This window comes from Cellulomonas hominis, assembly GCF_014201095.1.
GTDB classification, from domain to species: Bacteria; Actinomycetota; Actinomycetes; order Actinomycetales; family Cellulomonadaceae; genus Cellulomonas; species Cellulomonas hominis.
The window spans coordinates 2400523-2418320 of sequence record NZ_JACHDN010000001.1 but is presented as its reverse complement, the minus strand read 5'-3'; the positions used below and the strand labels follow the sequence as shown (position 1 = coordinate 2418320).

22 protein-coding genes are annotated in these 17798 nt (G+C 76.1%); 9 read left to right on the top strand and 13 right to left on the bottom strand.

Features of this window, described 5'->3' with window-relative positions:
* Nucleotides 1-96: 96 nt before the first annotated feature.
* Nucleotides 97-294 carry a hypothetical protein gene (locus HNR08_RS11325; protein ID WP_146834858.1) on the top strand — a complete coding sequence of 66 codons (198 nt, stop codon included), beginning with the start codon at nt 97-99 and terminating at the stop codon, nt 292-294.
* A 92-nt stretch (nt 295-386) separates the two neighbouring features.
* Here the strand turns inward: HNR08_RS11325 and HNR08_RS11320 are convergent, their stop codons facing one another.
* Nucleotides 387-551 (bottom strand): hypothetical protein, encoded by a 165-nt coding sequence (locus tag HNR08_RS11320; protein WP_168431096.1) that lies wholly within the window; start codon nt 549-551, stop codon nt 387-389.
* A gap of 80 nt (nt 552-631) precedes the next feature.
* On the bottom strand, nt 632-928 hold the full coding sequence (locus HNR08_RS11315) for a DUF4287 domain-containing protein (protein ID WP_146834861.1): 297 nt from the start codon (nt 926-928) through the stop codon (nt 632-634).
* Between the two features lie 135 nt (nt 929-1063).
* Here HNR08_RS11315 and HNR08_RS11310 point away from each other — a divergent pair, with 135 nt between their 5' ends.
* A complete protein-coding gene (locus tag HNR08_RS11310; protein WP_146834864.1) occupies nt 1064-1651 on the top strand; it encodes a M15 family metallopeptidase in 588 nt (195 codons plus the stop codon).
* Here the strand turns inward: HNR08_RS11310 and HNR08_RS22710 are convergent.
* Nucleotides 1639-2121 (bottom strand): ArsR/SmtB family transcription factor, encoded by a 483-nt coding sequence (locus HNR08_RS22710; RefSeq protein WP_146834866.1) that lies wholly within the window; start codon nt 2119-2121, stop codon nt 1639-1641. The two genes, HNR08_RS11310 and HNR08_RS22710, sit on opposite strands and share 13 nt — an antisense overlap.
* A 95-nt stretch (nt 2122-2216) precedes the next feature.
* On the opposite strand from HNR08_RS22710, the gene HNR08_RS11300 reads away from it, so the two are divergent.
* The 3 genes from HNR08_RS11300 to HNR08_RS11290 all read left to right on the top strand — a co-directional run bounded on the left by HNR08_RS11300 (nt 2217) and on the right by HNR08_RS11290 (nt 5611).
* A complete protein-coding gene (locus HNR08_RS11300) occupies nt 2217-3572 on the top strand; it encodes an APC family permease (protein ID WP_146834869.1) in 1356 nt (451 codons plus the stop codon).
* A gap of 67 nt (nt 3573-3639) precedes the next feature.
* Entirely contained in the window at nt 3640-4839 is a 1200-nt protein-coding gene (locus HNR08_RS11295) for an LLM class flavin-dependent oxidoreductase (protein ID WP_146834872.1), read from the top strand.
* Between the two features lie 151 nt (nt 4840-4990).
* Complete coding sequence (locus HNR08_RS11290) at nt 4991-5611, top strand: FMN reductase (protein WP_146834875.1); 621 nt, start codon at nt 4991-4993, stop codon at nt 5609-5611.
* On the opposite strand, the gene HNR08_RS11285 is transcribed toward HNR08_RS11290, so the two are convergent.
* From HNR08_RS11285 to HNR08_RS22705, 4 genes are all read right to left on the bottom strand, one after another.
* Complete coding sequence (locus tag HNR08_RS11285; protein ID WP_146834878.1) at nt 5608-7872, bottom strand: SpoIIE family protein phosphatase; 2265 nt, start codon at nt 7870-7872, stop codon at nt 5608-5610. The two genes, HNR08_RS11290 and HNR08_RS11285, sit on opposite strands and share 4 nt — an antisense overlap.
* 118 nt (nt 7873-7990) lie before the next feature.
* The gene (gene crcB, locus HNR08_RS11280; protein ID WP_146834881.1) at nt 7991-8368 is read right to left on the bottom strand and encodes a fluoride efflux transporter CrcB; all 378 of its coding nucleotides are present in this window, start codon (nt 8366-8368) and stop codon (nt 7991-7993) included.
* Nucleotides 8365-8883, bottom strand: coding sequence for a fluoride efflux transporter FluC (locus HNR08_RS11275; RefSeq protein WP_146834884.1), 519 nt, complete (start codon nt 8881-8883; stop codon nt 8365-8367). Before HNR08_RS11275 ends, crcB begins: the two co-directional genes overlap by 4 nt.
* A gap of 97 nt (nt 8884-8980) precedes the next feature.
* Nucleotides 8981-9646 carry a response regulator transcription factor gene (locus HNR08_RS22705; RefSeq protein ID WP_246802962.1) on the bottom strand — a complete coding sequence of 222 codons (666 nt, stop codon included), beginning with the start codon at nt 9644-9646 and terminating at the stop codon, nt 8981-8983.
* Between the two features lie 86 nt (nt 9647-9732).
* On the opposite strand from HNR08_RS22705, the gene HNR08_RS11265 reads away from it, so the two are divergent.
* The 3 genes from HNR08_RS11265 to HNR08_RS11255 all read left to right on the top strand — a co-directional run bounded on the left by HNR08_RS11265 (nt 9733) and on the right by HNR08_RS11255 (nt 10946).
* Nucleotides 9733-10167: a phage holin family protein gene (locus tag HNR08_RS11265; protein ID WP_146834887.1), complete on the top strand. Its 435-nt coding sequence runs from the start codon at nt 9733-9735 to the stop codon at nt 10165-10167.
* A gap of 78 nt (nt 10168-10245) precedes the next feature.
* Entirely contained in the window at nt 10246-10674 is a 429-nt protein-coding gene (locus tag HNR08_RS11260) for a phage holin family protein (RefSeq protein ID WP_146834890.1), read from the top strand.
* Nucleotides 10671-10946 (top strand): DUF3618 domain-containing protein, encoded by a 276-nt coding sequence (locus HNR08_RS11255; RefSeq protein ID WP_146834893.1) that lies wholly within the window; start codon nt 10671-10673, stop codon nt 10944-10946. Before HNR08_RS11260 ends, HNR08_RS11255 begins: the two co-directional genes overlap by 4 nt.
* 7 nt (nt 10947-10953) lie before the next feature.
* Here the strand turns inward: HNR08_RS11255 and HNR08_RS11250 are convergent, their stop codons facing one another.
* The 3 genes from HNR08_RS11250 to HNR08_RS11240 all read right to left on the bottom strand — a co-directional run bounded on the left by HNR08_RS11250 (nt 10954) and on the right by HNR08_RS11240 (nt 13445).
* Nucleotides 10954-11511, bottom strand: coding sequence for a methylated-DNA--[protein]-cysteine S-methyltransferase (locus HNR08_RS11250; protein WP_146834896.1), 558 nt, complete (start codon nt 11509-11511; stop codon nt 10954-10956).
* 61 nt (nt 11512-11572) lie between these two features.
* Entirely contained in the window at nt 11573-13132 is a 1560-nt protein-coding gene (locus tag HNR08_RS11245; protein ID WP_338075801.1) for a DNA-3-methyladenine glycosylase 2 family protein, read from the bottom strand.
* A gap of 103 nt (nt 13133-13235) precedes the next feature.
* Complete coding sequence (locus HNR08_RS11240) at nt 13236-13445, bottom strand: BldC family transcriptional regulator (RefSeq protein ID WP_146832568.1); 210 nt, start codon at nt 13443-13445, stop codon at nt 13236-13238.
* Between the two features lie 750 nt (nt 13446-14195).
* Here HNR08_RS11240 and HNR08_RS11235 point away from each other — a divergent pair.
* Nucleotides 14196-14387, top strand: coding sequence for a DUF3073 domain-containing protein (locus HNR08_RS11235; protein WP_146832571.1), 192 nt, complete (start codon nt 14196-14198; stop codon nt 14385-14387).
* Nucleotides 14388-14685: 298 nt separating this feature from the next.
* Here the strand turns inward: HNR08_RS11235 and purM are convergent, their stop codons facing one another.
* The 3 genes from purM to HNR08_RS11220 are packed head-to-tail and all read right to left on the bottom strand — an operon-like array spanning nt 14686 to nt 17782.
* Complete coding sequence (gene purM, locus HNR08_RS11230; protein WP_146832574.1) at nt 14686-15807, bottom strand: phosphoribosylformylglycinamidine cyclo-ligase; 1122 nt, start codon at nt 15805-15807, stop codon at nt 14686-14688.
* Nucleotides 15804-17354 (bottom strand): amidophosphoribosyltransferase, encoded by a 1551-nt coding sequence (purF, locus tag HNR08_RS11225; protein ID WP_146832577.1) that lies wholly within the window; start codon nt 17352-17354, stop codon nt 15804-15806. Before purF ends, purM begins: the two co-directional genes overlap by 4 nt.
* A gap of 56 nt (nt 17355-17410) precedes the next feature.
* Entirely contained in the window at nt 17411-17782 is a 372-nt protein-coding gene (locus HNR08_RS11220) for a histidine kinase (RefSeq protein WP_221286347.1), read from the bottom strand.
* Nucleotides 17783-17798: the final 16 nt, after the last annotated feature.

Below are 17798 nucleotides of genomic sequence, written 5' to 3'. Positions count from 1 at the left end.
CAACTCGGCCACGTGCAGCGTCGCCGCGTCGGCCGCAATTGCGTACGTCCAGTACGTCCTCACGAACCCTCGTAGCTGACGAGAGGAGCGGTACTCATGATCGACAGTCGTCGCGGCAGGTGGTTCCCGACTCTCGTCACCTTCGTCTCGTTCTGGTTCCTGGTCGGGGCGCTCGCTCTGGCCAACTGGAGCACGACGCTGACGCGCATCCTCGTGAGCGCGGTCCTGGCACTCGCGCTCGGGCAGGTGGCGTGGAGGCTGCAGCAGCGGTCACGTCGCCGCCGAACGATCTAGCCGGGACATCAGAAGCGCCACCCCCGACGCACCGCCGGGGGTGGCGCGACCACGAGCCGACGCCGCGGCAGCGGTACCGTCTCGAACCCCGGTCAGGCGGTGGCCGCCAGCGGGGCGGGCTCGTCCGCCAGGGTGACGAGCAGCTGCTCGCCGGTCTCCTCGTCGACCACGGACACCGCGCGGGCGCCGCAGACGCACAGCAGGTCGACGCCGTCGCCGTCGTCGAACCAGATGCACACGTGCCGTCCGATGCTCATGCCACCGACGGTACGCACGACGTCCGACACGGCCACGCTCCGCGCCCCGCGTGTCGGAAGTTCCGCGGGATCACGCGGGATCACGCCGGATCCGCCGGCCGCGTCGCCTTCCCGTCGAGCCACAGCGTGTCCGACGCGTCCCGGTGCGAGCCCGTGGTGCCGACGTGCTTCGCCCCGATGCCCGGCCCGTTCTTGATGACGTGCACCAGCGCCATCCCGTGCCCGCGCCCCAGCCCGTACTCGGCGGCGAGCCACTCGAGCACCGGCCCCGCCTTGCTGTCCGGCCCGAAGCCCTGCTCGTGCGCCCGGTCCACGATCTGCCGCGGCGTGAGCCCCGTCCTGTCCTCGACCGCGTCGAGGTACGCCTGGAACGACATGCTGCCTCCCCCGTCGCGCCCGGGACCGCCCCGGCGCGTCGGGAGCACCGTAGCCGGGGCGCTCGCGCGGTCCGCTCAGGTCCGCCGCCGACCCGCCGATGGGGAACGGGAGCACCGGGGGAAGGACCAGCACACATGAGCGTCGACGGCATCGCCGCGATCGGCCAGCGGATCGCCGCGATCCAGGCGACCCTCGGGTCGCTCGCCCCGGCGTCGGCCCAGGCCGCCGCGACGACGACCAGCGCGAGCGGGACGGCCTTCGCCCAGGCCCTCGCCGAGGCGGTCGGCACCTCGTCCGGCACCGCGACCTCCACCGGCGCCCGGAACGCGGACGGCGTCCCCGTCGAGCTCGCCGCCTACGGCAACGGCAAGATCCCCGCCTCCGCGCTGGCCGAGGTCGGCGACACGGGCCACCGGCTGTGGGCGCCCGCCGCGGAGTCGCTGGAGCGGCTGCGGGCCGATGCGGCGCGGGCCGGGGTGACGATCGGCATCACCGACTCGTACCGGTCCTACGAGGCGCAGGTCGACGTCGCCGCGCGCAAGGGCCTGTACTCCCAGGGCGGTCTCGCGGCGGTGCCGGGCACCAGCGACCACGGCTGGGGCATGGCCGTCGACCTGGACCTCGACCCCGCGGCCCAGTCGTGGATGCGGCAGAACGCCGGGCGGTACGGCTTCGTCGAGGACACCCCGCGCGAGCCCTGGCACTGGGCCTACGAGGGCTGACCGGCACCCTCGTCGCGCTCGGCGTCGCCGGCCCGCGGCGCGGTGGCCGCGCGGGCGTGCAGGTCCCACGGCTCGAAGACCCGCTCGCTCACGGTGCGGAACCGCGGCGTGCGCTCGACGGGCAGCCGCGCGCCGTCGTCCACCCGCGTCTCCTCGACGAGGAGCACCTCGTCCAGGCGGCGGTACCGGAACTCGGCCGTGCGCCGGTGCCGCTCGATCCAGAGCGTCATGAGGTCGAACACCTCGGCCTCGAGGTGCGCGGGCCGGCGCTGCGCGTCCCGGGTGCGGGTCACCAGCCCGGCCTCCTCGAGGACCCGCAGGTGCTTGGACACCGCCTGCGCCGAGACGGGGTACGGCTCGGCGAGCTCGCGCACGGTGGCGTCGCCCGACGCCAGGCGCGCGACGAGGTCGCGACGCAGCGGGTCCGCGAGCGCCGAGAACACCTTCGACAGCGGGTCGTCTGCGGGCACGCCGCCGAGGGTGCCACGTCCCCGTGCAGTTGACCAACCGGCAGGTTGCGGACCTTCCGCGCGCGCTCCGGGCGGGGCGCGCCGATACTCGCCCGGTGACGACCACCGACGCCCCCGACGCCTCCACCCGCCGCGACGGCCCCGGCCTGCGCCGCGCAGTCACCGGCCCCCTGCTGTTCCTGTTCGTGCTCGGCGACGTGCTCGGCGCGGGCGTCTACGCCCTGGTCGGCGAGCTCGGCGCCGAGGCGGGCGGGGCCATCTGGCTGCCGCTGCTCGTCGCGCTCGGCATGGCGCTGCTGACCGCCGCGTCGTACGCCGAGCTGGTCACGAAGTACCCGAGGGCCGGCGGGTCGGCGGTGTTCGCGCAGCGGGCGTTCGGCAGCCCGCTGGTGTCGTTCCTCGTGGGCTTCTGCATGCTGGCGGCGGGCGTCACGTCGGCGGCCGGGCTCGCGCTGGCGTTCGGCGGCGACTACCTGGGCGTCTTCCTCGACGTCCCTCCGGTCCCGACGGCCCTCGTCTTCCTGGCGCTCGTGGCCGCGCTGAACGCCCGGGGCATCCAGGAGTCGCTGCGCGCGAACGTCGTGATGACCGTCGTGGAGCTGAGCGGCCTGGTGCTGGTCGTCGTCCTGGGCGCGATCGTGCTCGGGCGCGGCGAGGGCGACCCGGGCCGCGTGCTGGAGCTGCCGGCCGGGACCTCGTGGGGCGCTGCCGTGCTCGGCGGTGCGCTGATCGCGTTCTACTCGTTCGTCGGGTTCGAGACCTCGGCGAACCTCGCGGAGGAGGTCACCGACGTGCGCCGGGTGTACCCGCGGGCGCTGTTCGGGGCGCTGCTCGCCGCCGGCCTGGTCTACCTGCTCGTGGGACTGGTCGCGCCCGCCGTCGTCGCGCCGGAGGACCTGGCCGCCTCCAGCGGGCCGCTGCTCGAGGTCGTGCGCGCCGCCGGCGGGGTGCCGCTGGAGCTGTTCTCGGTCGTCGCGCTGGTCGCCGTCGCCAACGGTGCGCTGCTCACGATGATCATGGCGAGCCGCCTCGCCTACGGCATGTCGCAGGAGGGCCTGCTGCCGCCCGTCCTCGGGCGCGTGCTTCCGCGCCGCCGGACCCCGTGGGTGGCGATCGTCGTCACCACCGTGGTGGCGATGGTGCTGGCGGCGACGGGCGAGCTCGTCGACCTGGCGTCCACCGTCGTGCTGCTGCTCCTGTTCGTCTTCCTCAGCACGAACGTCGCGGTGCTGGTGCTGCGCCGGGACCGCGTCGAGCACGCGCACTTCCGGGCCTGGACGCCGCTGCCGGTGCTGGCCGTGCTCACCTGCCTGGTGCTCCTCAGCCAGCAGGAGGCTCGGCACTGGGCGCTCGCGGGGGTGCTGCTGGCGGTCGGGCTCGTGCTCCACCTCGCCACCCGGCGGGCGTCCCGCGCGGGCCACCCGGGACCGAAGTCCCAGAAGTCGGAATAACTCCGGACCCCCCTCGGTTGGGAGCCGATGTACATGCAAACGCATCGACTTCGAGGGAGCGGGAGACATGCAGTTCGGAGTCTTCACCGTCAGCGACATCACTCCTGACCCCACCACCGGCCGGACCCCCGACGACACCGAGCGCGTCCGCTCGATCCTCGCGATCGCGGAGCACGCCGAGGAGGTGGGCCTGGACGTCTTCGCCACCGGCGAGCACCACAACCCGCCGTTCGTCGCGTCCTCCCCGACGACCATGCTCGGCTACCTGGCCGCGCGCACGAAGCGGATCGTCCTGTCCACGGCGACCACGCTGATCACCACGAACGACCCGGTCCGCCTGGCCGAGGAGTACGCGATGCTCCAGGTGATCTCCGACGGCCGGATGGACCTCATGATGGGCCGCGGCAACACGGGCCCCGTCTACCCGTGGTTCGGGCAGGACATCCGCCAGGGCATCCCGCTGGCGATCGAGAACTACGCCCTGCTGCGCCGCCTCTGGGAGGAGGACGTCGTGGACTGGGAGGGCAAGTTCCGCACCCCGCTGCAGGGCTTCACCTCGACCCCCCGCCCGCTGGACGGCGTCCCGCCGTTCGTCTGGCACGGGTCGATCCGCAGCCCCGAGATCGCGGAGCAGGCCGCCTACTACGGCGACGGGTTCTTCCACAACAACATCTTCTGGCCGATGAGCCACACCAAGCAGATGGTGCAGTTCTACCGGCAGCGGTTCGAGCACTACGGCCACGGCCGCGCCGACCAGGCGATCGTCGGCCTGGGCGGCCAGGTGTTCATGCGGAAGAACTCGCAGGACGCCGTGAACGAGTTCCGGCCCTACTTCGACAACGCGCCGGTCTACGGCCACGGCCCGTCGCTCGAGGACTTCTCCGAGCAGACCCCGCTGACCGTCGGCTCGCCGCAGCAGGTGATCGACCGGTACGCCGCCATGCGGCACGACGTCGGCCACTACCAGCGCCAGCTGTTCCTCATCGACCACGCGGGCCTGCCGCTGAAGACGGTGTTCGAGCAGCTCGACATCCTGGGCGGCGAGGTCGTGCCCGTGCTCCGCACGGAGATGGAGTCCGACCGCCCCGCGCACGTCCCGTCCGGCCCGCCGAGCCACGCCGAGCGCGTCGCCGCCGCCCGCGCGGCCGGCGAGGTGCACACCCAGCCCGTCGCGGCCGCCGACCACTGGACCGGGAAGACCGCCGAGGACGACGCCGCCGCCGCGGACGCGGTGACGGCCCGCCCGGGCTCGGCCTTCGGCCTCTGACCCACCCGACCCCACCCCCGCCTCCGCTGAGTGGAGCATTCTGCCCGACACGCCCGGCGTGTCCCGGCGGAACCCTCCACTCGGCGGGCGGTCCCGCCGCCCGCACCCGCCCGCACCCACCAGCACGTCGCATCGAACAGGAGCACCACCCATGACCGAGCGCACGATCGTCGCGCTGTCGGCCGGCCTCGGCCAGCCGTCGTCCACCCGCCTGCTCGCCGACCGCCTCGCCGAGGCGACCGCCACCGAGCTCGCCGACCGCGGGCAGCGGCCCGAGGTCCGGGTGGTCGAGCTGCGCGACCACGCCCACGACATCGTCAACGCCATGCTCACCGGCGTCCCCAGCCCCGCCCTCGCGGAGGTGCTGGAGACGGTGACCGGCGCCGACGCGCTGATCGCGGTGACCCCGCTGTTCACCACCACGTACTCGGGCCTGTTCAAGTCGTTCGTCGACATCCTCGACAAGGACGCGCTCGTCGGCCTGCCCGTGCTGCTCGGCGCGACCGGCGGCACCCCGCGGCACTCGCTGGCGCTGGAGTACTCGATCCGGCCGCTGTTCACGTACCTCCGGGCGGACGTCGCGACCACCTCGGTGTTCGCCGCCACGGACGACTGGGCCACCGGCGCCACCGCCGGCGAGCCGAACCCGCTGCCCGCGCGCATCCGCCGCGCCGGCGCCGAGCTGGCCGCCACGGTCGCCTCCCGCCCGGCCCGGGCCCCCCAGGACCCGTTCGCGGGCGCGCCGAGCTTCGCCGACCTGCTGGGCGGCTAACCGCCCGGGGCGTCCCGGGCCAGCAGGACGAGCGTGGCGTCGTCGTCGGACCGCGGGTCGCGCAGCCGCGCGGCCACCTCGTCCAGGCGCGCCGGGTCGGGCCGTCCGACCTCCCGCACGGTGCGGTCGAGCGCGACCCGCAGCGACTCCCCGCGCCGCTCGATCAGCCCGTCGGTGAGCAGCAGCAGCGCGTCCCCGGGGGCGAGGGTCACGCGGGCGGCGGCGGGCTCCCCGTCCAGCAGGCCGATCAGCGGCGACCCGAGCAGCCGCTCCCAGGCCGCCGTGCCGTCCGCCCGCACGACGAGCGGCGGCAGGTGGCCGGCCGAGGAGTGCTCCACCTCGCCGGTCGCCGGGTCGAGCACCGCGAGCGCCAGGGTCGCCATCTGCCCGGGCAGCGTCCAGCGCGCGAGCGCCCCGACCCGGCCGAGGACGACGGCGGGCGGCGCGGCGTCCAGCAGGTAGGCGCGGACGGCGTTGCGGAGCTGTCCCATCGCGGCGGCGGCCGGCAGGCCGTGCCCGGTGACGTCGCCGACCGCGAGCGCGACCCGCCCGTCCGCGAGCGCCAGGACGTCGTACCAGTCGCCGCCGACCTGCCCCGTGCCGGAGGGCTCGTACCGGGCGGCGACCGACCAGCCCGGCACCGCCGGCAGCCGCTCGGGGAGCAGGGTGCGCTGCAGCGCCCGGGCCGCGCCCACCTCGGCCTGGCCCCGCCGGAACAGCGCCTCGACCAGGTGGGTGCGCAGGTCGGCGGCGTTCTGCGCGGCCCGTTCGTCCCACGGCACCGACCGGCCGCGCACCTGCTCCTGCCAGAGCGCGAACGACGCGCGCGGACCGAGCCGGACCGTGCCGTCGTCCTGCACGGACCGGCCCTTCTCGTGGGGGTCGCCGCCCCAGTCGACGGTGCGGACCACCTCGTCGCGGATCCACACCACCGCGCCCCCGTCGGGCAGCGCGAGCGCGACGGCGCCCGCGGCCCCGGGGACGTCGGGGGCGCCCTCCCGGGCGGCGAGCCGGTCCGAGGCGACCACGCCCTCGGCGAGCGTGCTCCCCCAGGCCGCGAGCGCCTCGCAGCCGGCCGCGTCCGGCACCCGGCCGCGGGTGGCGAGCTCGCCGCCCGCCCGCACCACGACGCCGTCGCCGGGCACGAGGTCGAGCAGGTCGCCGGTGCGGGTCAGCGCCGTGGCGAGCCGGACGTCCTCGTCGCGGGACGCGGCCACGAGCCGGGCGAGCACGCCGGACGCGCGCCGCACCTCCGTCAGCGCGTCCTCCTCGACCTGCGCGACCAGGCGGGCGGACAGGGCGACGCCGAGGAACTCCGCCGCCGCGCGCACCCCGTAGGACGGCGCGTGCGGGCCGCTGTAGTGGTGGCAGGCCACCATGCCCCACAGCTTCCCGTCGCGGAGCAGCGAGATGGACATCGACGCCCGCACGCCCATGTTCCGCAGGTACTCGCAGTGCACCGGGGAGACGCTGCGCAGCGTCGCGTACGTCAGGTCGAGCGGCCGGCCGGACAGCGGGTCGGCGGCCGGCACGAGCGGCACCGGGGTGTACGCGGCGTCGGAGATCAGCCGGATCCAGCTCTTCTCGTACATCGCGCGCGCCTGCGGCGGGATGTCCGAGGCGGGGTAGTGCAGGCCCAGGAACGGCTCCAGGTCCGGGCGGCGGTCCTCGGCGACGACCTCGCCGTCGTACGCGGCGTCGAACCGGTAGACCATCACGCGGTCGAAGCCGGTCAGTCGGCGCACGTGCCGGGCCGCCGACTCGTACAGGCCCTCCAGCGTGCTGGTGCGGTTCAGGTCCGCGATCGCGTCGCGCACGCTCTCGTAGGACGTGCCGTAGGTCAGCGGCCGCGGGCCGTCGGCGACCTCGAGCTCGACGACGTAGACGGGTCCGGGGTCTGCCGCGGTGGCCGGCGGCGGCCGGTGCACCACGACGTCGAGCACGACGGTCCGGTCGCCGACGTCGACGTGCACCAGCCCCGGGTTCCGGGTGCGGTGGTCGGGGACGGCGGCGAGCTGCTCCAGCACGACGCGCGCCGCGGCCCGGCCGAGCACGTCGGGCAGCGACCGGCCGAGCACGTCGTCCGCCGGCCGGCCGAGCACCGCGTCGACGTTCGCCGAGCACTGCAGGACGACGGCGCCGGCCTCCTGCACCGCCAGCAGCACCCCGCGGGGCTGCACGGACCCGGGGACGTGGATCGGCTCGCGCGCGCAGGTGTCGAGGTCCGCGGGCTCACCCGGGGCGACGAACACCTCGGTCACGCGCTGCCCCCCCGTCCCGCGGCTCCCGGCGCGACCGGCCGGTAGGCCGGCCTCGGACGTCGAGGCCACCGTGCGACCCTCGCAAACCCGGACGTCCCGTGGCAAGTGGGTCGGGCGGTCAGCGCGCGAGCAGCGCCATGAGGCCCGTGCCCGCAGCGACGGCCGCCAGCGTGAGGAGCATCGTGCCGAGGACGCTGAGCAGCGCCCGACCGCGCTCGCCGGCCTGCGCGAGGCGCACCGTCTCCACGGCGGCGGCCGAGAACGTCGTGTACCCGCCGCAGAACCCGGTGGCCAGCAGCAGCTGCCACGTCGCGGGCAGGTCCAGGTACAGGTGCGCCCCGGCGACCAGCCCGATGACGAACGAGCCCGAGACGTTCACCGCGATCGTGGCGACCGGCAGCACCGTCCGCCCGCGCGCCCGGATCGTGCCGTCCACCCAGAACCGCGTGGCCGCGCCGACGCCGCCCGCGAGCGCCACCAGCAGCGCCGCGCTCACCGTCCGCTCCCCCGGCCGTGCGCGGCGGCCACCACGGCCACGCCGGCGGCCGCGGCCAGCACGCCGGCCACCAGGGTCAGGCCCGCGTAGCCGAGCGCCGTGCCGACGGACCCCGCGGCGAGCAGCCGCTCGGTCTCCAGCGCCAGCGAGGAGAACGTCGTGAACCCGCCGAGCACCCCCGTGCCGAGCGCGAGCCGCGCCCGCTGCACGCCCGGCGTCTCGGGCCCCCGCCGGCCCAGCACCTCGAGCAGCACCCCCAGCAGGAACGCCCCGGCGAGGTTCGCGGTCAGCGTCCCGACCGGCCAGCCGTGCTGCGGCGACATCGCCTGCGCGAGCCCGTACCGCCCGAGCGACCCGACGGCGCCGCCGGCGGCGACGAGCAGGGCCAGGGCGGCCTGCCGGTGCGCGGGGCGCGGGACGGCGGGCTCGGGCCCGGGCGGGTGCGGCGGGCGGGGCGGGCGGGGCGTGGCGGGGCCTCCAGACGGACGGGTCGCCCGGCGGGGCGGCCGGCCCATCCTCGCGCACCCGGGACCCCGGGACGCGCAACGGCCGCTGAGTGGTCAGGTTGAGTGGCCGCGGCGCCCGACCCGGGTGGTCGTTGAGTGGTACCCCTCAGTGCACGCGATCCCGCTCGCGCAGCGCCAGCACTGCTGCGACGCGCGGGTTGACGTCCTCCCCCGTGACGCCGAGCGCCCGGTACACCGCGGCGAGGTGGTTCTCCACGGAGCGCGGGGACAGGCCGAGCAGCCGGCCCACCGACCGGTTCGACAGCCCCTGGGCGACGAGCCGGAGCACCGCCATCCGCGCCTCGGTCAGCGTCGCGATCGGGTCGTCCGCCCGCCGGGGCTCCCGCCCGCCGGGCCCGCCGTCGAGCACCACCTGGCCGTGCGCCGTGGCGACGACCGCCCGGACCAGGGCGGACGCATCCGCGCCGCCCGTCCGGGACAGGTGGCTCCACGGCCGCGGCACCTGCGTACGGACCGACAGGACGAGGTCCGACACGTCGTCCGCCGCCGACAGCAGCAGCACGCCCATCCGGGGGTCGGCGCGCTGCAGCACGACCCCCAGCGCGACCCCGTTCCCGTCGGGCAGCGCCGCGTCCACCACGAGCACGTCGACCGTCTGCGGGGCGATCACCGCCCGGGCGCGCGCGCAGCTGTCGACCGCGTGCACCACGGTGATGCGGGGGTCCGCGTCGAGCACCGCCGCGAGCGCGCTCCGGCCGAGGGCCTCGTCCACGACGATCCCCACCCGCACGGTCCGCACCACCCCGGTCACGCCGCGACGCTACGGGCGGGGCGCACCACTCAGCGGCCCCCGCACTGACTAGGGTGGGCTCGGACGCCGGCCCGAAGGAGGACACCGTGAGCAAGCCCGACGACGAGCCGCGTCGGCCCGGACTGTTCAGCCGGCTCACCGAGCCGCTGGCCGAACGCACGCGCGAGCGCTTCGAGCACGTGGAGGACCGCGTCCGCCAGTCGATCCAGAGCGAGATCGACGCCGTCGGGCGCTCCGTGCGGGCCCGCGCCCTGGAGGTCCGGCCGAGCGCCGTGGCGTTCGCCGTCGCGCTGCTGCTCACCGTCTTCGGGCTCGCCCTGCTCGTCACGTCCGCCGTCGTGGCGCTGGCCCTCGTGGTGGACCTGTGGCTCGCGGCGCTGCTGGTCGGCGTGCTGCTCATCGGCGTCGCGGCCGGCGCGGCCGCGTGGGGCCGGCACCGGCTGCCGCAGCCCGTCCGCGTCGCCCCGGTGCGCCCGGGACCGCCGGACGCCGAGGAGCTCGTGCACCCCTGGGCCGACTGAGCGGCCCGTCCCACCTGCGCGGATCCGCGGGACGCGCCAGACTAGGCGGAACGCCTCCCGTCCACGAAGGAGCACCGGATGACGACGACATCGGGCAGCGGGTCCGGCCCGGACCAGCAGTCGATCGGCGCGCTCATCAGCCGCCTCGCCGAGCAGACCGTCCGCCTGGTCCGCGCCGAGATCGACCTGGCCAAGGCCGAGCTCGCGCAGAAGGCCAAGGCCGCGGGCATCGGCGCGGGGCTGCTCGCGGGCGCGGCGTTCCTCGGGTTCTTCACGTTCGTGGTCCTGCTGACGACCGTGATCCTCGCGCTGAGCGAGGCGATGCCGCCGTGGCTCGCCGCGCTGATCGTGCTCGTCGTGCTGGCGATCGGCACCGCGGTGCTCGGCCTGCTCGGCGTGAAGAGCCTGCAGAAGAGCTCGCCGCCGCAGCCGGAGAAGGCCATCGCGGGGCTCAAGGAGGACGCGGACACCCTGTCCCGGTCCGTGAAGGAGGGTCTGCGCCGATGAGCGACACCACGCCGAAGCCGTCCATCAGCGACCTGGAGACGGAGATCGCGCTCACCCGCGCCGAGCTCGCCGGCACCGCCGACGCCCTCGCCGCCCGCCTGAGCCCGAAGCGTCAGGCCGCCGACGTCAAGGCCGGCGCGCAGAAGCTCGTCCGCGACGCCGTGGGCACGGACCCGGCGGCCGACCCGGCCAACCGCGACCGCGCCCGCATCCTGCTGGCGGCGGGTGTCGGGGCCGTCGTCCTGGCGGTCGTGCTGATCGCGCGGCGCTGAGCCGGCGTCAGGCGCCCCGCTCGAGCGCGAGCAGGGCGCGCTTCACGTCCAGCCCGTAGTAGTACCCCCCGAGCGAGCCGCCGCTGCGCAGCACCCGGTGGCACGGGACGAACGGCGCCACGCGGTTGCGCGCGCACGCCGACCCGGCCGCGCGGACCGCGGACGGGCTGCCGGCCGCCAGGGCGAGCTCCGCGTACGTCGCGGTGCCGCCCGGCGGGATGGCGCGCATCGCCTGCCACGCCCGCTGCTGGAACGGGCCGCCCGGCTGCTCGACCGGCACCGCGTCGAGGGCGGCGCCGTCGCCCGCGGCGTACCGGGCGACCGCGTCCGCCACCAGCGCGGGGCCGGCACCGCGGGCCGCGAGCTCCGCCGGCGTCAGCACCTCGTGCCCGCGCACGGCCACGTCCAGGGGCAGCCGGGCCACCGCGGCGGCGAGCGGGGCGAAGCCCGCGGACCGCACGACGCCGTCGGGCGTCAGGAGCACGGCCAGGTCGCCGGCCGGGGTCGGGAAGGTCGTCCCGAGCAGCGGCGCGGCCGGGGCGGTGGTCTCGAGGGTCGTCGTCATGGCTCCATCCTCCGTCGCAGCGGGGTGCGGTTCTGGCGGTTCCCGGACATCGCGGCGGGCGTCACGGCGCCGGGGCGGCCGCGGGATCGTCCGCGGAGACGGCCGTCCACAGGTGCTGCGCGGCGTACCCGCGCCACGGGCGCCAGCGCTGCGACCGCTCCCGCACGGCGCGCGCGCTCGGCGACCCCGCGCGGTCCGGCGTCGGGGCGTAGCGGCCGACCGCGCGGCGCAGGACCAGGTCGCCCTCGCAGAACGCGTCCGGGTCGCCGAGGGCCCGGAGCGCCACGTACTCCGTCGTCCACGCGCCGATCCCCGGCAGCGCGAGCAGCGCCGCGCGGGCGCGCTCCCGGTCGGCGGCGGGGTCCAGGTGCAGCCCGCCCGCCACGGCTTCGGCGACCGCCAGCACCGTCGCCGCGCGCGCACCGGTGAGGCCGAGGCCGCGCAGCTCGGTCACGGGCACCGCGGCCAGGGCCTCCGGCCGCGGGAACGCGCGCAGGCCGCCCGGTCCGGGGGCCCCGTGCGCGGCCACCAGGCGGGCGGTCAGCGTCCGGGCCGCGGCGACCGACACCTGCTGCCCGAGCACCGTCCGCACGGCCAGCTCGTAGCCGTCCACCGTCCCCGGGACGCGCAGGCCCGGCCGGGCGGCCACGAGCGGCGCGAGGTCCGGGTCCTCCGCCAGCACCGCGCCGACGAGCGCCGGGTCGGCGTCGAGGTCCAGCCAGCGGCGCACGCGCGCCACCGTCGGCGCCAGGTCGCCCACCGAGGCGAGCTCGAGCTCCACGTCCACCCGCGACCCGTCCGCCGCGAGCCGCACGTCCACCAGCGCGGGGCCGTGCGGTGCCGGCGCCAGCCGCCGCACCCGGTACCCGTCCGGTCCGTCCTCGGCGACCTCCAGACCCGGCACGGCACGCCGCTCGACGTGGGCGAACCAGGCCGCCGCGTCGAGCGGGCCCCGGTGCCGCAGGTGCAGGGCCAGCCGCGCCCGGTCCACCGGCGTCCGGGCGTCCGGCGCGGGGAGGGCCGGGCCGCGCCGGCGGGCGCGCAGCTCGCGCGGGGTCGCGCCGAACGTCTCGCGCATGACGTCGTTGAACTGCCGGACGCTCGCGAAGCCCGCCGCGAACGCCACGTCCGCCATCGGGAGCCGCGTCTCGTCGATCAGGTGCCGCGCGAGCTGGGCGCGACGGCTGCGGGCGATCTGCGCGGGGCCGGCGCCGACCTCCGCCACGACGACGCGCTGCAGGTGCCGGGCGCTGACGTGCAGCCGCGCCGCGAGCCCCTCGACCCCGGCCTCGTCCACCACGCCCGAGGCGATGGCCCGCAGCGCCTGGGCGGCCAGGTCGGCGCGGGCGTCCCACTCGCGCGTCCCCGGCAGGGCGTCGGGGCGGCACCGCCGGCACGCGCGGAACCCGGCGGCGACGGCCGCGGCGGACGAGCGGTAGTAGCGGCAGTTCTCCTGCCGGGGGGTGCGCGCCGGGCACGACGGGCGGCAGTACACGCCGGTCGACGTGACGCCGAGGTAGAGGCGGCCGTCGTACCGGGGGTCGCGCCCGCTGACCGCCCGGTACGCCACGGCGCGGTCGATCCAGGTGGGCAGGTCGTCCTGCGGGAGTGTCGTCGTCACCGCCCCACCCTCGTCCGTCAGGGACCACCATTCTGGCGGTCTCCGGACACGGCGGTGCGGGCGTGCGCGCCCGCCGTCCGGGACGGCGGGCGGCGACGGGGTGTCAGGCCTCGTTGTCGCGCTGGCCGGGGATGCCGCCCAGCAGCTCGCGCACCTCGGTCTCGCGGTACCGGCGGTGACCGCCGAGCGTGCGGATCGACGAGAGCTTGCCGGACTTGGCCCAGCGCGTCACGGTCTTGGGGTCGACCCGGAACAGGGTCGCGACCTCGGACGGGGTGAGCAGGATCTCGTTCTCGGTGTGGGGGGCGGACACGTCAGACCTCCGGGGTGCTGTCCTGGTGGTGACGACCGGCGGTCTCGCCCGTCGTCCGAACTGTCTCGAGCACGGTCGTCTGCGGTACCGGGGCCGGGCTCGCGCCCGACCGGGGTGCCTGGGACGACCTCATAGCGCTGCTACCCCCCTTGCGCCCCCACCGCGACGACTCTGTCACGACCGAACTCCGGACAACTAGTACCAACGTCCCATCTCCGGACAAGCGGTAACTATTGGGACACTCTAGGTCGCAGTGGACATGACTGCGCGTCGACACGGTGGTCCGAACGAGGGTCTCTTCCGTCGCCGGCTCACCCCTGCGAGCGCACCCGGACGGGTGACCGCGGGTCCACGAGCCGCCGACCTCCCGGTTCACCCCGCCGGGCACCCCGGCGGGCCGGGCGCGGGTGACGGCGGGCGCACCGGGACCCGCGGGCCCTCACCCGCTCCCGCGTGGCGAACCTCACATCCGGGTGCCGCACGGGTGCCGGCCGGGGGCCGTCCGACACCCGTGCGGGTGACGCCACCGGCACCGCGCGGGCGACCTGGGACGTCGGTCCGGGGCCCCCGCCGCACGGCCCGGCCCGGGTCCGCGGGAGCCCGCGGTGCGACCCGGCTCACTCCCCCGGCGAGTGGTCGGAATACCGCAGGACCATGTACCGTTGCGACACGAACAGACGATTCAGCACCCCGGGGCCGCACGTGTGAGCACGGAGCCGCCCCGCTTCCACGTTAGAGGGGGTCGATGCCATGGGGCGCGGCCGTCAGAAGGCTAAGCAGACGAAGGTGGCCCGGGAGCTGAAGTACTTCAGCCCGGACACCAACTACCGCGCCCTGGAGCAGGAGCTCACCGGCCGCGGGAACGACTTCGTCCGTGACAGCCGCCAGGACTCCGACGACGAGGGTGACGAGTACCCCCCTCGCTGGGCGGACGAGCGCTGAATCACCGGTCGGCCGGCACGCCCCGCGCGTGACGCCGACCGCCGCGGTCCCCGCGGCACCCGTCCGGCTCGGCGCCGCACACGCCTGACGCGTGCGGCGCCGACCCGTGCGTGCACCGGGTCCGCCCCCACGGCCACGCACCGGCCACCCCGGTCGCGTCCCGACCACGGCCGACCCCGCCGCAGAGTGGAAGGTCCGGACCGGCACGCCGTCGGCGTGCCCGCTCGAACCGTCCACTCCGCGTGCGGCCGGGCGCGGCCGGGCCCGCAACCCGCCCCCTGAGGGCTCGGCGGCAGGGTCAGGCCGTGCGGTACGTGCCGCTCAGGCGGACCGCGCCGCCCTGCACGCCCTTCGTCCCCGCGACCAGGTCCGGCCCGAGCGCGTCGGTGTCCCGCTCCGGGTCGAGCGCGCGCACCTCGCCGAGGTGCCACGCGGTGAGCCCGAGCTCCGCGGCGTGCCGCTGCACGGCGTCCGCCCCCGCCGCGTCGACGATCGCGACCATGCCCACGCCCAGGTTCAGGGTGCGCTCCAGGTCGGTCCACGGGACGCCGCCCGCGGCCTGCACCAGCGAGAACACCGGCGGCAGCGTCCACGAGCCGCGCGGCACGTCCGCGACCAGCCCGGCGGGCAGCACACGGGCGACGTTCGCGGCGAGCCCGCCCCCGGTGACGTGGCTGAACGCGTGCACCGCCCCGCCCGCGCGCTCGACGAGCGCGAGGCAGTCGGACGCGTACACCCGGGTGGGCTCGAGGAGCTCCGCGCCGAGCGTGCGGCCGAGCTCCGGCACGTCGCGGTCCAGCGACCAGCCGGCGACCTCCACGACGCGGCGGACCAGCGAGTAGCCGTTCGAGTGCAGGCCGGAGGACCCGAGCGCGACCAGGACGTCGCCCACGCGGACCCGCTCCGGGCCGAGCAGGCCGTCCGCCTCGACGACGCCGGTGGCGGCGCCCGCGACGTCGTACTCGTCGGGGCCGAGCAGCCCCGGGTGCTCCGCGGTCTCGCCGCCGACCAGCGCGGTGCCGGCGACGGAGCACGCGGCCGCGATGCCGCGCACCACGTCGGCGATCCGCTCGGGCACGACCCGGCCGCACGCGATGTAGTCCGTCATGAACAGGGGCTTGGCGCCCACGACGACGATGTCGTCCACGACCATGCCGACCAGGTCGAAGCCGATCGTGTCGTGCACGTCCATCGCCTGCGCGATCGCGACCTTGGTGCCGACGCCGTCCGTCGAGGTCGCGAGCAGCGGCCGCCGGTAGCCCACCAGCGCGGAGGCGTCGAACAGCCCGGCGAACCCACCGACCCCGCCGAGCACCTGCGGCCCGTGGGTCGCGCGCACGGCGTCCTTCATGAGCTCGACGGCCTTGTCGCCGGCCTCGGTGTCGACGCCCGCGGCGGCGTAGGTGATGCTCTCGGTCACGGGTGCTCCAGCGCTGTCGAGCCACCCGTCCCTGGCACCAGGGTGGCGAGTCCGTCCTCCGGGGCGCCGAGCGGCAGCTCGTTCTGCTCCAGCAGGTGCTTGCCGAGCCGGTCCTGCGAGGGCAGCTCGATGGGGTACTTCCCGGAGAAGCAGGCGGTGCACAGCTGCGACGCCGGCTGCTCGGTCGCGGCGATCATCGCGTCCATCGAGATGTAGCCGAGGGAGTCCGCGCCGAGCGAGGCGCCGATCTCCTCGATCGCGAGGCCGTTCGCGATGAGCTCCGCGCGGGAGGCGAAGTCGATGCCGTAGAAGCAGGGCCACTTCACCGGCGGGCTGCTGATCCGGACGTGCACCTCGGCGGCCCCGGCCTCCCGCAGCATCCGCACCAGGGCGCGCTGGGTGTTGCCGCGCACGATCGAGTCGTCGACGACGACGAGCCGCTTGCCGCGGATCACCTCGCGCAGCGGGTTGAGCTTGAGCCGGATGCCGAGCTGGCGCAGGGTCTGCGACGGCTGGATGAACGTGCGGCCGACGTAGGCGTTCTTCGTCAGGCCCTGCCCGAACGGGATGCCGGACGCCTGCGCGTAGCCGACGGCGGCCGGGGTGCCGGACTCGGGGACCGGGATGACGAGGTCGGCCTCGACGGGGTGCTCCTGCGCGAGCCGCCGGCCCATCTCGACGCGCGCGGCGTGCACGGAGCGGCCGGCGATCGTCGTGTCGGGCCGGGCCAGGTAGACGTACTCGAAGACGCACCCGGCGCGCTGCTGCTTCTCGGTGAAGCGCTGGGTGCGCAGGCCGTCCGCGTCGATCGCGACCAGCTCGCCCGGCTCGATCTCGCGGACGAACGACGCGCCGACGATGTCGAGGGCCGGGGTCTCGGACGCGACGACCCAGCCGCGCTCCAGCCGGCCGAGGACCAGCGGGCGCACGCCCTGCGGGTCGCGGGCCGCGTACAGGGTGTGCTCGTCCATCCAGACGAGGCTGAACGCGCCGCGCAGCCGCGGCAGCACCTCGAGCGCGGTGGCCTCGAGGGTGTGGTCCGGGTCGCCGGCGAACAGCGCGGTGACCAGTGCGGTGTCCGTGGTGTTCCCGCGCGCGAGCTCGCCGCGCCGCTGGCTGCCGTAGCGCTCGGCCACGAGGTCGACCAGCTCGGCGGTGTTCGTGAGGTTCCCGTTGTGCGCCAGGGCGACCGTGCCGCCGGCGGTCGGGCCGAGGGTGGGCTGCGCGTTCTCCCACGTGCTGCCGCCGGTGGTCGAGTAGCGCGCGTGCCCGACGGCGATGTGGCCGTGCAGGGCGTTCAGCGCGGTCTCGTCGAAGACCTGCGAGACCAGGCCCATGTCCTTGTAGACGAGCAGCTGCTCGCCGTTGGACGTCGCGATGCCCGCGGACTCCTGCCCGCGGTGCTGCAGCGCGTACAGCCCGAAGTAGGTGAGCTTCGCGACCTCCTCGCCGGGAGCCCAGACCCCGAAGACGCCGCACGCGTCCTGGGGTCCCTTCTCGTTCGGCAGGAGGTCGTGGTTGAGCAGTCCGTCTCCGCGGGGGGCCACGCGTCCATGGTGACACACGCCGGGCGAGGCACCGCCCCCGCGTCCGCGGCCCGGGCTCAGCGCCGGCGGGGGGCCCGGTCCCGCTCCGCGCGGCGCACGCTGCGCCGGTCCGCGACCACCGCGAGGGCCGCCCCGGCGAACCCGCCGAGCACCGCGCCGGCGACCGCGCACACCAGCCGCGCGCCGCCCTGGCCCTCGAGGATGCTGATGAACGCGGTGCCGTCGGCCTCCAGCCCGCTGCCCGGGCCCGCGACCAGCGCGAGGACCAGGCCGAGCAGCGCGCCCAGGAGCGCGCCGGCGGTGATGAACGCGCCGATCTTCGGGGCGCGCCGGACCCGGGCGGGCTCGGCGACCTCCGCGAGCGTCGCCTCGTCGGGGACCTCGGGCGTGCGGTCGGGCGCGTCGTCGGGGGTCGGTGCGTCGGTCACCCGAGGATCCTAGGTC